Raw genomic sequence first — 14,087 nt, 5'->3', positions numbered from 1 at the left:
CGGCAGATCTGGACCATTTCCTCCGGCCGAAACCGCTCGGCAGGAGAAGACTACTTGTTTCGGGCCGGTTACTCCGGCCACACCGGCTTCGCCGGAGAAGAGCAATCGATCCGGGCCGCAAAGGCCGAACCGTACTTAAATCGACTCAGCGCATCCTCGCAAACAGCAAATACAGAAAATAAGGCGCCCCGATCAGGGAAACGACGATACCGGTCGGAAAGGCGGTATCCATCACCGTGCGGCCGATCGCATCGGCGATCAACAGGATGATGCTGCCGATCAGCAATGCGATCCAACTGTAGCGTTCATGTCGTTTGCCAACCAGTTTTTTGGCGATGTGCGGGGACATCAGACCGATGAAGCCGATGTTGCCCGTCAACGAGATCGCCGCTGAAGCGATGGCAACCGCACAGAGCAGCAGAATCAGTTTTTCATTCCGGAGTTTCAATCCCAAAGCAACAGCGGTCTCCTCCCCCAACACGAGAATGTTAAGCGCCGGGGCCTTCAGGAAGAGGATTCCCATCGCCAACAGCCAACCGGGAAGGATCGTGAAAACGAACGGCCAGGTCGATCCCCAGATGTTCCCCGACATCCAAGCGGTGATGAAGCTGACGTCGGTACGGTCTGAAGCGGACATCAGCAGGACGATCAACCCCGAGAAAGCGGAGGAGATCCCCGCTCCGATGACCACCAACTGCATCGCGTGCTGCTTGTGGCTGCGGCTGTAACTGAGCAGATAGACAGCGGAGGACGCCACCAGCGCGCTGATGAATGCGACAAGCGGCAGGACCGCCGAAAACTGCAGCATGCCTTCGCCCGCAAACAGATAGAAGATCGCCACGCCGAGCCCGGCTCCGGAATTGATGCCCAAGAGGCCCGAATCGGCCAGGTCGTTGTTGCTCAAAGTCTGCAGGATGATGCCGGCCCCTGCCAGGCAGGCGCCGGCCATCGCCAATACCAAAGCCCGCGGCAAGCGGATCTGGTAAAAGACGTAGTTTTCTTTAAAAGCCCCATTCCCTGACAGCACCTGCAGGATGCGGTCCAATGGAAGTGAGGAATAACCCATGGACAAGGCGGCGATGAAAGCCGCCACGAACAAAAGGACGAATAGCCACAATTTTTTCCGATAAGTCGGATTCCATTCATTGAACAGCTTTGATCCCCCCTTTTCTGGCGATCGTCACGTAGAAAGGCACGCCGATCACGGAAACGATCGCCACTACAGGAATTTCGAATGGACTGACGACCGTACGGCCAAGATAATCGGCCAAAATCATAAAGGTCCCGCCGACCGTGATGCACAACGGGATGATTTTGCGGTAATCCTGCCCGACCATCTTGCGCACGACATGCGGGATCATCAGGCCGATCAGGGCCAGATTGCCGGCGATGGCGACTGCGCTGCCCGCAAGTAAGGTGATCAAGATGATCAGGACGGTCCGGATCAGATTGGTCCGTTGCCCCATGCTGATCGCCGTTTCCTCGCCCAAGCTCAGCACCGTCAACTGGCCGCTGAACACCAAGCTCAACAGCAACGCCAGTCCGATGACCGGGGTAATGCTCAAAATGTTCCAGTCCACACCCATCAAGCCGCCGGAAGTCCACATCGAAACGTCCTTGGAAATGCGGAACCAGATCGCAACCCCGTCCGCGATGGCCTGGAAAAAGAACGAGACGGCTGCCCCGATCAGGATCAGGTTCAAGGGTGATTGGCCGCTCCTCGTCGCATTGCTGAGACCATAGACGAACAGCATCGCTAGACCCGCACCCACGAAACAGGCGATGGAAACGAGCAGGTAGGAACTCTGCGGAGCCAAGGCATAGACCAAAGCCACCGCGATGTTCGCTCCGGAAGTCAGCCCCAAAAGCCCAGGGTCGGCCAACGGATTCCGCGTCAGCGCCTGCATGATCGCTCCGGCCACAGCCAAGGAACTACCCACGAAGAAGGCACCCAGAATACGCGGGAAACGGATGCCCCGCAGGACAAGGTAATAATCTCCGCCACCTTCCCCGATGAGCGCCTCAATCAGGTCCGACCAATCCGTATCCGCCGCTCCTGTGTAAAGCGCCAGGACCGCTGCCGCGATCAACAACAAGACCGTGACCGCAAGATAGCTTCCGAAAGCATTTCGTTTCCGTTTACTCACTGCACTCTTCCCCTCTTATTCCGCTAAAAAGGATTCCTCAAAGAAGTCCAGTTGGTAATCCAACGATAGCGAATCATTGAAATAAAATGTTTCGGCATCCGCCACAAACACTTGGTTGTTCTGCACGGCCGGGATATTCTGGAACCAATCGGCATCCAAGAAGCTTGATTCCGGATCTGTTGCGGCCAAACTCAAAATCAGATAATCGCCGATGTAATCGCCGAGCACTTCTTCCGAAATCGCATAATACCCTGCCTCCAATGCAGTTCCCTTGACCGATTCAGGCATATTCAGACCCATTTCCTGATAAAGGATCTCCGTGCCACGTGCCCAGTTGTCGCCGAAAATATACATCTGTTTCTCGAAGTTCTCGGCAACCGTGACTGTTGCGTCCTCGCCGATGGCCGCTTTGATTTCTTCACCAACCGTTTGTGCTTCAGCTTGGAATTCATCGACCCATGCGACAGCTTCCTCTTCCTTGTTGACTACTTTACCGATTTCCACGATCTGATCCAGATAGGAAAGTTCGCCGTATGTGAACAGAACGGTCGGCGCGATTTCCGACAATTGGTCGGCATTCTCGATGTTGTCCAAGCCGATGATCAGATCCGGTTCCAATTCGAGGATTTTTTCGACGTCGGCATTCGAAACGACTGCGACGCCGCTGAGCCCTTCACTGAAATTCGGGTTGCCTGCTGACCAAGCATCCACGCCGACGATGTTGACGTCGAAGTTGATGAGGTCCCCAGCATAGGACGACAGCACCACTACCCGTTCCGGGTTTGCGGGAACTGCGATTTCTTCGCCGTCGCTCGTTGTGTACGTGACCGTTTCGGTTGCTGCGCTTTCGCTCGTTCCTTCGGATGTATCCGTTGCGGAGCAGGCTCCCAGGATTAATCCGGCACTCAATAGCATTGTCAGTGATAGCTTATTCATTTTTTTCATATTTATTCTCCTCTTTTTATCAATTCATACCCGATGATGACGGGTTTTTTTGTCTTTTCGTCCGGCTGGATGGTCGGGCGGATATTGAAGATGGACGCGATATTCGCTTCGGTGACGACTTCCTCCGCTCCGCCCTGGCAGACGACTTTGCCATCCGCGAGCGCAACGATATGGTCGGAATAAAGTGAAGCTTGATTGATGTCATGCAGCACCATCACGATCGTATAGCCTTCCTCTTCGTTGAGTTTCTTCAGCAGTTCCAAAATCTCCAACTGGTAACTGATGTCCAGATAGGTCGTCGGCTCATCCAAAAAGATGATGTCGGTCTTTTGCGCCAAGGCCATCGCTAACCAGACCCGTTGCCGCTGCCCGCCCGACAGTTCATCGATATAGCGGTGACGGAGCTCGTCGATTTGCGTCTTCTTGATGGCCCAGTCGATGATTTCCTTGTCCTCGCTACCCAATCCCCTTAAGCCTTTCCGGTGCGGAAACCTTCCGTACGAGACGATCTCCTCGACCGTTATGCCGGAAAGGTTTTCCTGACGCTGCAGCAGGATGGCGATCCGTTTCGCCAACCGTTTCGTATCCATCGTAAAGATCGAAACACCGTCCAGCAGAATGTCGCCGCTTGAGCAAGTCAGGATGCGCGACATCGCCTTCAACAAGGTCGATTTGCCGCAACCGTTCGGCCCGATGATCGTCGTGATTTTTTGCGGCGCAATGGTGACTGAGATGTTCTTCACAATGATCTGCTTGTCGTATTTGATTTGCACCTCCTCAACTTTCAGGCTGCACATGCCTTCGTTCCCCTTTCTTTATCCTTGCAGAAGCGATCCATTGCCGGATCGTTCTTGACATTTTTGAATAAAAATTATTTAATTGATAATGAGAATCATTCTCATTTATAATTTATTCCATTATCATTCATAACAACCAATTAGTCAACAGAAAATGAGGTGGTCTTTTGAACGAAGTATATGACGTAACGATAATCGGTGGCGGTCCTTCGGGTCTGTACAGTGCTTTCTACAGTGGTTTGCGCAATCTGAAGACGAAGCTGATCGAATCCCAGTCCGTCCTCGGCGGCAAAGTCAACCTGTACCCGGACAAAATTTTGTGGGATGTCGGCGGTCTGACGCCGATCACCGGCAAAAAATTCCTTTCCAATTGCATCACGCAAGGTCTGACTTTTCATCCGACCGTCTGTCTGAATACGGAAGTCAGCCAGATCACCAAAATCGCCGGCATTTTCGATATCCGCGCCAGCAACGGCGACCATCATTACACGAAAGCGGTGATCCTTGCATACGGCAGCGGCATCATCACGCCGAACAAGCTGGCGGTGGACGGTGCGGAGCAGTTCGAAAGGACCAATCTGCATTACATCCCGAATAGCCTGCATGCGTTCCGCAACAAACAGGTTTTCCTTTCGGGAGGCGGGAATACGGCGATCGAGCAAGCGAACGAATTATTGGCCATCGCAAACGGCGTGACGCTTGCTTGCCGCAGCAATGAACTGCGCGCGCATGAACATATCGTGGAATCCTTCCGCAATAACGGTGGAACACTGCTTCTGGAAACGCAGATCCGAGCATTCCGTTCCAACCGCCAAGGCGAAATCGAAGCCGTTTCCCTTTCGGTCGGCGGTGAGGACCGGACTGTAGCCGTGGATGCGGTCATCGTCAACCACGGCTTCGCCAGCAAACAAGCCATCGCTTTTGGGGAAACGCTGGGACTCCAGTTCAACGACAGTAATTTCATCGAAGGCAGTCCTGACAGCACAATCGGCTATCCCGGCATCTTTGCCGCCGGGGATGCGATCGCTTATACCGGCAAAGTCAATCTGCTGGTCGGCACCTTCCAGGATGCCGTGAACGCTGTGAACAGCGTCAAACAATACCTGAACCCCACCGCTGAAAAGCACGCGATGGTGTCCTCACACAACGAAGCCTTCGTTGAGAAAAATAAACAGTTTAGTCTGTAGATTTGTAGATTTGTAGATTTGTAGATTTGTAGATTTGTAGATTTGTAGATTTGTAGATTTGTAGATTTGTAGATTTGTAGATTTGTAGATTTGTAGATTTGTAGATTTGTAAAAAAGCAGCCGAAGGGAGTCCCCTTGGCTGCTTTTGCGTTTCTGGCACCTTTCGTCGGCTGTTCCGCATTCGTTCCTTACAGATCAGCCAACGAAATGAGTACCTGTTGACTGTTCGTCATTCATTCTTCCCACAACAGTCGACAGCCTAAGCTTGTGTTGACTGTTCCGCATTCGTCTTTCCGGCAACAGTCGACGGCTGAAGTTTTTGTCGGCTGTTCGACACTCTTTCGCACATAAAAGCCGACAACCCCAAAACCAAAAACGCAGGCCAAGTCTCATCCTAAGAATGATCCCTGCCCTGCGCCACTATTTCACCATCAGATTTCGTACTCGACAGCCCGCCTGGCTTCGTCCTCAGTTGCTTCTTTGTACATTGTGCGGGTTTTCTTCTTGCCGACGCCTTCCACCCACCATTGCCAGAAATCGTCGTCCTTATGATGAGAAATTCCGCCCATCAGGATACCCCGTTTGTAGACATTAAGTTCCGTATATTCCGCATTTGTTTTGTCCGATTTCAGCCAAAAAATCATCTGCACGCCTTCTTTCGTTCGATTTTGTTGATATGCTCTTTATAAGTGCTTTAAAAATCCCATAAAGCAACTCTACTCCTATTTCAAAAAGGTTTCAACAAAAAAATGAACGGTACGCAGCCCTCCGGTATCCAAAGAACACACTATATCTCCCGGAACATCAAGATCCACCACCGCGGAGAATCCTGATTTCATCAAGCAATGCATCCAAAATCCCTTCCTGATAGCCGGCGACTTTCTTTTCCGCCATCAGGTCCGCCAGACCGAGGAGCTCACCAGATTGGACCCGCTTCAGCTTCTGCAGCCTTTTGTCATCGACTTCCGCTGCCGGTTTTGAGGCCAAATAGTGGTCGGTGGTCATCCCAATCAACTGAAGCTTTTCACCGTACCGTCGTTTCAGCGTATCAGCCATCAGCAATCCTTCCGGATCGAAATCGCCGGAATAGTACAACGTGATCCCCTCATCCGGAATCCGTTCCAGCAACAGCCAGACCGCATAGCGGAACTGGCCGTTCGTGCAGACCATCGGACAGTCCGGGAAGGCATCCAACAAGATGGAATACACGCCTGAATTTTCGATCAGGAAAATCTGCTTTCCTTTGCCGGGCCGGATCCATGAGATATCCAAAAGCTGGCGAACCGGCACATTCCACGGTATCCGGTCCAGACAGGCATCCTGCCACATGGCGATCGGATCCTCCCCACGATAAGCGAGCAGTCCGTTCACGGCGGTGAAATTCATGATGTCATCCTTTATGATCTTGAACAGTCCGTAGATTTCATTTTCCAGTTCCGCTTTTGACAAGAACCCGTTCATCGCCTGAGCTGAGTCAGCCTCCGCATACTGATGATACAGCATCATGAAAAGCAGCTGTCCGGTCAGACCGTTTGAGTCGAAGGCATGCGGATTACTGGTGATGCGGTGCGCGAAGACGGGCAATTTCGTATATTCCTGCGGGAGATTGTGCAGTGCCTCCGCAACGTTCCTGAAGGTAGCCAAGCAGGCAGACGGCTCCTTCTGGAAGCAGTCCGAATAAACGGCGTTACGGTTTCGGCTGAAGACCTCCCTGAACAGTGGATAAATACCACCGATTTCCGCCAGGAATGCAGCGTATTCCGCCTCTGCATCATCCGCCAGTTCCTGTTTCGTTTTAAGTTGCTTTCCGATTACGCTTTCAACCACAATCTCAAAAGGGATCGGCTCGAATTTACTCCCCTCGTAATTGCGCTTGAAATCGCTGATTTTGATATTTTTGCTTATTTCCCATTCCCATTGCGCAAGGCCCATGAACGTCAGCAACGGCTCTGTATCGACTTTTTTGAATAGCGACTTGCTGATCGTGCCGGTGAAGCGTCCAAAGCTCTCATATTTTTTATGGATTTGTTTGATACAGATGACCATTACCGGTTTGCTTGCAAAATAGTGGATGGCTTCCGCCTTCAGTTTCTCATTAAGCCTTTCATCCAGCTTGGCCACCCCCAGCGCTTTCCGGATCGGCATCTTCATAAAGATCAACTTCATCCGGCAGCAGCAACGTTTTCACTTTCCCGTCCCAGTGGTACTGGATCGTCGAGACGGTCGGTGCATTCTTGGGCCTGATCAGTTCGTACGTGTTCAAGCTGGAGACCGTTTGATATTCCCCGTAGAGCGCCTGGGAATTCATCATATAGTTGAACTCCAGTTGCTCCGTTGCCTTGAACAATTCGGCGATGTTCAGGTCGTCGATGCCGGCAAACGCCTCATCCAGCGTGATGATGTACGGGGCGTCCTTCCCGGCATCCTGGTAGCGGGAATACATGGCGGTGAACAGCGGTAAGTACATCGCGATTGCTTTTTCGCCCCCGCTGAACTGATTGAACTTGTTATTGGAAAGTTCCTTCATGACCTCATTTTTGCGGTGATGCCACAGTTCGAAGCTGAACCATTTCCGGTAATCCAACACTTCCTGCAGCACCTGATAAAGGCTGTCTTCGCCATTAGATTCATCCCGCATTAGCTTGGCCTGCTCGATGCGGTCCTGGAAATGCTGCTTGATCGCATCCCTATCGCTTTCCTTCATGATATTTCTGTCTTTCCGCAACAACTCCACCAGCCGCGCCGTCGACAAACTCTCGTCACTATCCGCCGCATTGGGTTTCCATCGGATTGAAAGCGTCAGCCCGGAAGAATTGTCCTGATGTTCGAGGATATCATTCATCTTGGACACCCATTTTTGGGCATTGCCGATTAGCGTCCGCAGGACATTCCCGATCGAATGGAATATGATCTGTTCGAACAATTCCTTATCGTCTTTGCGCAGCACCAATTTGGTTTTTTCAATCTGGTCCTCTAAGCTCTTTTTCAGGTCATTCGGACTTCTCCATGCCCCCTCCGAGTTCACTTGGTAGATCCTGATTTGATTTGCATGATGCCAAATCTCCATTTTGTCGCGGAATTCCTGAGCCTCGAACTCGTTGAACCAAGTCGGCTCTGTAACGATCTGTTCCTGGATGATTTTCGGACGGTAGTCGATCAGGTCCGATTCCATTTGCCGATGGATGGCATCCAGATTTCCCTCCAACTGCACCAAGCGATTCTCCTGATTGGCCCAATTTATTAGGTAGTCTTCGGCTAAAGCTGTCAAAGATTTATCTCCACCTTTGCCGTATCTGGCAATCTCTTTCGCAAAGGTATCCCTCCATAGTTGTGTATACGGCTTGTCGAAGCGGATCTGTTCCTCGAGCTGTTTCAGGTTCATTTTGATGACTGTGTACTTGGTGCCATGATCGTGTTGCTCTTGCTGAATAGTTTTCCTGCGCCCTTCTCCATCCGTGATGTTTCGAATGCAAGACTCGATCCGTTCCGTTATTTCGGCGACATTGTTGATTTTCTGCAGTTCCAAATTTGAGTCCAATAGCCTTTCAAGCTTATGCTGATTCGCTGCCTCTTCATCGTAGTCCGCTAGCGATTCCTGAAAATCTTCACGTAGCATATTCAATTGCTTTTCTGTCTCTGCACTGTTATCAGCAATATAGCTTTTTTTCCTCGTCACTTCAGTCCAATTTTGAAATGAAAGTTGATAATAATCGAATGATTTTTCGGCCCCTTCGTATTCAGCCAAAGTAAAACCAATCGTGTTTCCTTTAGCCGATTGATGTAGTGTGATCCTCAAATTATCTGCCTTGTTTTTGATTTCCTGCAGTTCTCTTTGTTTTCGTTCCAACTCGCTCTCGCCGCGACTGATCTCCATCTCCATCTCCAAAATGTTGTGGTTGGCAAAAGCGAGTTCCTTGTCGTCAGGAAGAAGCGTCAGGTCGGCATCAACAGCATTCATGGTAGCCAATAATCCGCTCTCCTCCACCAGAGTCGTCTGCAGTTCTGCATCCAGGCGCTCGATTTCTTCCTCCAATGACCGGATTTTTTCCATCCTGTAGCGTTCCCGACTGGCTTTGCCGATATAGCTGGCTCGATAGTCCGTGTCCGCTTTACCTCTCAGCGAAAACAGCCGGTAACTGCCGTCTTCTGAAATGATCGGGGCTGTGGATTCGAACTCGCCACCGTCGATCACTTCAATCGATTGGAGAATGTCCTGCACATAGCCGGCATCCACGCTGCGCCCACTGCTATCGGGGACAAGGTAATCAGCCAGGGTCTGGGTGAAGAACTGCGGATTCGGCAACAATTGTCTGTCGCCTTCCAATACCAACTTTTCTTCAGAAAGTAAGGCATCCAAAAATCCGGTCTCCATCAATGCACTTTCAATAGCATTGCGTTTCTCGTCGGCCAAGTTGGATCTGAAATCGACACAGGAGTAGAACGGTTCAGCCGCAATACTCGCTTGCGCCAATTGTTCGCGATAGTTTTGACTGGCCTTGCTCCGCTCCGGAATTGGATCCTTCTCATCTTTCCAGGCGCGCATTTCTTTTTCGTGCTCTGCAATGGTTTTCCTGATCGATTGCATCCGGCTCCTGATCGGCAGCAGAACATTGCTGATGCGTTGTTTTTCATCATTTGCGGCCCTGTAAATCGGCTCAGTGACCTGCGTAAACCGGATCGTTTTCGCATACAGGCCTTCCAGTCTACGAAGGACCTCGCTGTACTCGGTTTGTGGCACCGTGAAATGTGCTTGGTTCTGCCAGTGGCTGAAATCGCTGATGAGTTTTTCCTTTTCATCAGTAAAGATTCCCTGCCATTGCCGCTCATTTTTCCGGTCAGCCTCCAGTTTTTCGGCTATGTCACCCAGTTCCTTGTCGATGCGTTTCTGGACGTCCACCGCTGCGTTCAGGTCCTTGAACAGCGAGACCATGTAGCGCAAATGATCCCTATATACTAGGTTCTTTGATTTCCAAAACTCAAAGGAATGTTCCCTTGTCTTTCTTTCGAAGTCGGCCAGATGCTGTTCATTTTCAACAAGGTAACCGGATCCCTCTGCGTGTTCCGCCATTTCGTCAGCCAAAGCAACCAATTCCTTTTCGGCCCGCTCCAGATTCCGGATGTAATCTTCCAACTTGTTAAGAGTTTCAGCCACCTGCTGCTCTTTCTTGCTTACCCTGCCACTATATATATCCAGAGCCAACTTGCTGCTCTCCAGACTTTGTTTGAGCTGGGTTCCCTTCTCGATCAGCTGATAGGCCTCATTCTGTTTCAGTTCATCCTGTTCCTGACGCCAGAGCAAAAGATTCTGTTCCAGCTCTTCCTGCTCCTTCTGCAGCGCAGCCAAGATGCTGGTAAGTTCATCCCGTTGGGCCGTATCGGCGTCTATCTTGGCTTGCTTCTGCTTCGTCATTTGGTCGTTCTCCAGCCAACGGTTCGCCAACTGCCTCAGTTTCTCTTCGTACAAACTTTCGTAGCTCTGTTGGATTTTGCCTACCGCCTTGGATTCGCGCTCGAACTGGCCGAGCCGTTCGCGGCTGGCATCGATCTGTTCCAATGTCCGCGAAACCGGTTGGAGATCATCTTCCTTCAGTGCTGGTAGGGAATTCGTCAAAATTTTGTAGATTTCTGTCGGCGTGAATGCCCTGGATAATTTTGGGCTGCGCAATTCCATCAACAATTTGATGCAATCTTCAAATTGGCCCAGACTGTCGAACCCAAAAATGCGTTCGTTCACAAATTCCTGGTATTCCTTCTGGGAAGACATCACTTTTCCGCCCTCGGCAATTCGGTTGGTTAATTGGCGTTTGGACAAAGGCTGCAGCTGCTCCCTTTTCAGCTCCTCAAACAGGCTGAAGTCCATGCCTATTCGCCTGCCGTCCGTGATTCCGAAGTACCATTTCCCCAACGAGCCTCCCCGTTTGGCCTGCAGTCCGATGCCGACCGTCAAATAGGAATCCTGTTCTTTCCGTTTGAATTCCAGGAAGAGATAACCTGTCCGTTCCTGAATCTTCGACACCTGCTCCTCACCCAAAAGATAATCTTCCATCTTTCTGGCGCGGCTTCCGAAAGAATCCAGCCGGGTCGGGTCCGTTTTGCCGTCCAACAAGGTAGGCAGCAGACTCTGCATCGTCACCGATTTACCCGATCCGTTGGAGCCGCGCAACAACATTTTCCCATCAGCGAACTCAAAATATTGTTCATCATAGTACCAGAAATTGACGATGCCGGTTCTGTTCATTACCCATTTATTCGTTTTGTTCACTGCTGTCTCCCTCATCTCCATCAAATTCTTCCTCAGGCATATCATCTTCCTCCAACAATTTCTGAAGAAAATCCTGCGGGTACTTGCCTGTATTGCGCGCAAATGTCGGGAGGATCGTGACGTTTCCGTCTCCATCTTCTGCAAAGAAACGCCACTTGATGCCATTCTCCAGTATCAATCTGGCCAATTTTTTATCAACGCTCTCGCGGTATTCCTTCGACCAGCCCTTCCTGTTCTGGGTGGCATGCTGGCCGATCAGAGCCAGCCATTGATTTTTCGATAAATGGATGCACCCATATGCGTCCGCTGCATAATCCGAAGTGCGGACCATCTCCGCCAGCTGCAGCAGGCTCTCGTCGGCAGATTTCAGCATTGGGAAATAAGTCTGCTGCTTCAGGCGCTCCTCCAGCGTCAACATCGCCACATCCTTCGTCAACTCGAAGGTGTATGGCGTATTTTTTTCAAAAAAAGCACTGATGTACTGTTGCTGATTGCGCAGATAATAAAACAATCTGTCGTTCTCTTCGGTGCGCAGGATCGCCGGTTCCATCATCAGCCGTCTGAAAGCGACCGTGCTCGTCTCTTCTTCGGCCCGCTCCCGTTCCATCTGCATCAATTCCCGCCAATCCTGGAATTGGGTGATGTCTTCTGGATAGGAACGCATGAAATATTTGCTGTAGGGGCTGACTTTGTAGAGTACTTCATTGGACTCGGAGGTCGCGAAATCATCGGTCTTCCCCTCGATCGTATCGATCAATTGCATGTCAGTCATCACGTTCAGAACGCGCACTAGGCTTTTTCGGTGGTTGAAATTGGTCCAGTCCAGGAGGTCCCGTTCAGGATAAAACAGGTCCAGTTCATCAACGAGTTCATTGATCAGAAACGCTTCGCCTTCGCTTTTATCCTCCGTATAGGCCATCGCGCAGGCAAACAGGGCATAATCCATCGGCTCGTTGAAAGTCGTGATGCCCATCCAATCCTGGGATTCAAATGGGATTTTTTCCAACTTGATGAATTTAGCATGCACAATCAAGCGCAGCCCGAATATTCTCTGGGTGACGCGCTTCAGGTCGTTTTCGATGCGCAAAAGCTGATGGTAGACGTCCTTATCGGTTTCCCGTATGATCCAAAAATTTTCAAAGAGGATGCTGAGTCCTTCGCGGATATCCTCACTGCTTGCCGGCATTCCTGTCACCTCCTGTATTTTCCTTGTCAATCAGCATATAGACGACATTCGGCATCTCCAAAAAGCCATCTTCGGATTCCAACATGACTTTTACGCTCCTATCAACCTTGATCGCGAAAACTTGGCCAAATTCGGTTGCGATGGTTCTCTCTTCATTCTGGAAAGACAGGCTCAGCCATTTCAACAATAATTTCCGGATTGATGCATCCATAAAGGGATGTTCAATCAAATCGATCTTTCCGTTCTGGATATAGTGCTGCAGGGATTTTTCGAGTTCTTGCCGTTGCTGCAGATGGGCCACTACGGCTTCTTTCTTCGCCTGGGTATTTCGCGAGAAGGCCGTCGCGCTTGTCCGTTCCCGATACGCTCTGATATGCGGAATCGTCTCATGGACGGTCGCCGGAATATCCCAGATGTCCGCAAATTTGATGCTGGTTTCGGAAGGCTTCACATAATAGTGCTGCGTGTGAAAGGCGCCGAATACCTGCGAGGAAAGCTGATGCGCTTCCTCAACGGACCGACAGTGCAGGAACCACTCAGCCAAGTGGATATAGTCCTTTTTCCGGCTCTGATGCTGTTGCATGCGGTCGCTGAAACGTTGGATCATCCGGGTGATTTTGCTGATGGCCTGATTGGTCTGTTTCATCAAGGAACTGTACTCACTGGACTTCCCTTGCCCATCGATGAACCAAGCAAGCATCGTGTCCCAAATCCCAAAAAGCTCAGCCGTCAGTTTCACCTCATCCAGAACCGTTTCATCAAAGCGGGGAATCTCTTTTTCATGGTTGATGACGCATCTGGCGACGAGCAATAGTTTTTCCTTGGATACTCCCTGCAAAGCGTGCTGGATCTGATAGGAAGTGTTCTGCATCGTAACAATGAAGTCCCGCAGATAAAAAACGAACTGGTCTTTGAATACCAGGAACGCCTCCGTCTGCATCTGGCTTTCCGTCCGTTCGCTGTTCAGATAGCCGATGTAGTCGGATGTATTGGTTTTGATGCTCGTAAAATGCGTGACGGTGTCCTGCCAAATGTTGAACAGTTCCTTCTCGTCGGATTGTTGATCCAACTCCCTTATGGCTGACAGAAACCTTTCAAAAGTATTCTTATCCAAGGCCCCTCTGCTGTGGCCGGTCTTGCCGCTCAATTTCTCCAGCATCTCTTCGATCGCGATGCTGGTTTCGGAAATCTGGTAGCGGAAATGTTTATTTTTGTATTCCGCTATGCTCTTGGGTTCGCTCATTTCCTGACGCGTCTCCAGGTTTTCCCATCCCACCAGGCTGGTCAGATCCTGATCCAATTCTTTTTCGGAATAGCCCGCAAATCCATCCAGACTCTGCATGTACTCCAGCACATCTCCCCGGTACAGCAAATCGTTCATCTTCCGATGCTGCTGATAGAAAAAGTGCATGATGGTACGGTAGCGCTGGAAATTGTCCGCTGACAGATAGCTTGCTTCATTTATTTTACTGTACTCGATTGCGTCGGCCAGAATACTCACTCCTTGATCATGAATTGTATGTAAAAAGCTTCCCATATTAATATCCGTAGTTCGTTGTTCCC

At 50.5% G+C, this 14,087-nt stretch carries 10 protein-coding genes; 1 reads left to right on the top strand and 9 read right to left on the bottom strand.

Features of this window, described 5'->3' with window-relative positions:
* Positions 1-145: 145 nt before the first annotated feature.
* The 4 genes from BM184_RS01570 to BM184_RS01555 are packed head-to-tail and all read right to left on the bottom strand — an operon-like array spanning position 146 to position 3,889.
* Positions 146-1,117 (bottom strand): FecCD family ABC transporter permease, encoded by a 972-nt coding sequence (locus BM184_RS01570; RefSeq protein ID WP_218150960.1) that lies wholly within the window; start codon positions 1,115-1,117, stop codon positions 146-148.
* A gap of 25 nt (positions 1,118-1,142) precedes the next feature.
* Positions 1,143-2,147, bottom strand: coding sequence for a FecCD family ABC transporter permease (locus BM184_RS01565; protein ID WP_086942257.1), 1,005 nt, complete (start codon positions 2,145-2,147; stop codon positions 1,143-1,145).
* A 15-nt stretch (positions 2,148-2,162) separates the two neighbouring features.
* Complete coding sequence (locus tag BM184_RS01560) at positions 2,163-3,092, bottom strand: iron-hydroxamate ABC transporter substrate-binding protein (RefSeq protein WP_218150959.1); 930 nt, start codon at positions 3,090-3,092, stop codon at positions 2,163-2,165.
* 2 nt (positions 3,093-3,094) lie between these two features.
* Positions 3,095-3,889, bottom strand: coding sequence for an ABC transporter ATP-binding protein (locus tag BM184_RS01555; RefSeq protein ID WP_086942256.1), 795 nt, complete (start codon positions 3,887-3,889; stop codon positions 3,095-3,097).
* A gap of 167 nt (positions 3,890-4,056) precedes the next feature.
* Between BM184_RS01555 and BM184_RS01550 the strand changes: the two genes are divergently transcribed.
* Complete coding sequence (locus BM184_RS01550; RefSeq protein WP_086942255.1) at positions 4,057-5,076, top strand: NAD(P)/FAD-dependent oxidoreductase; 1,020 nt, start codon at positions 4,057-4,059, stop codon at positions 5,074-5,076.
* Positions 5,077-5,507: 431 nt separating this feature from the next.
* Here the strand turns inward: BM184_RS01550 and BM184_RS01545 are convergent, their stop codons facing one another.
* From BM184_RS01545 to BM184_RS01525, 5 genes are all read right to left on the bottom strand, one after another.
* On the bottom strand, positions 5,508-5,720 hold the full coding sequence (locus BM184_RS01545) for a hypothetical protein (protein ID WP_086942254.1): 213 nt from the start codon (positions 5,718-5,720) through the stop codon (positions 5,508-5,510).
* Between the two features lie 160 nt (positions 5,721-5,880).
* Entirely contained in the window at positions 5,881-7,227 is a 1,347-nt protein-coding gene (locus BM184_RS01540; protein WP_177208498.1) for a DUF2399 domain-containing protein, read from the bottom strand.
* Entirely contained in the window at positions 7,181-11,338 is a 4,158-nt protein-coding gene (locus tag BM184_RS01535; protein ID WP_177208497.1) for a TIGR02680 family protein, read from the bottom strand. The genes BM184_RS01540 and BM184_RS01535 overlap by 47 nt, the downstream gene beginning before the upstream one ends.
* Complete coding sequence (locus BM184_RS01530; protein ID WP_086942251.1) at positions 11,322-12,524, bottom strand: TIGR02678 family protein; 1,203 nt, start codon at positions 12,522-12,524, stop codon at positions 11,322-11,324. Before BM184_RS01530 ends, BM184_RS01535 begins: the two co-directional genes overlap by 17 nt.
* Positions 12,508-14,061 (bottom strand): TIGR02677 family protein, encoded by a 1,554-nt coding sequence (locus BM184_RS01525; protein ID WP_177208496.1) that lies wholly within the window; start codon positions 14,059-14,061, stop codon positions 12,508-12,510. The genes BM184_RS01530 and BM184_RS01525 overlap by 17 nt, the downstream gene beginning before the upstream one ends.
* Positions 14,062-14,087: the final 26 nt, after the last annotated feature.

The sequence above is a fragment of the Trichococcus pasteurii genome, assembly GCF_900112935.1.
GTDB lineage: Bacteria > Bacillota > Bacilli > Lactobacillales > Aerococcaceae > Trichococcus > Trichococcus pasteurii.
The sequence above is the reverse complement of the archived record's forward strand: the minus strand, read 5'-3'. Positions and strand labels throughout refer to the sequence as shown.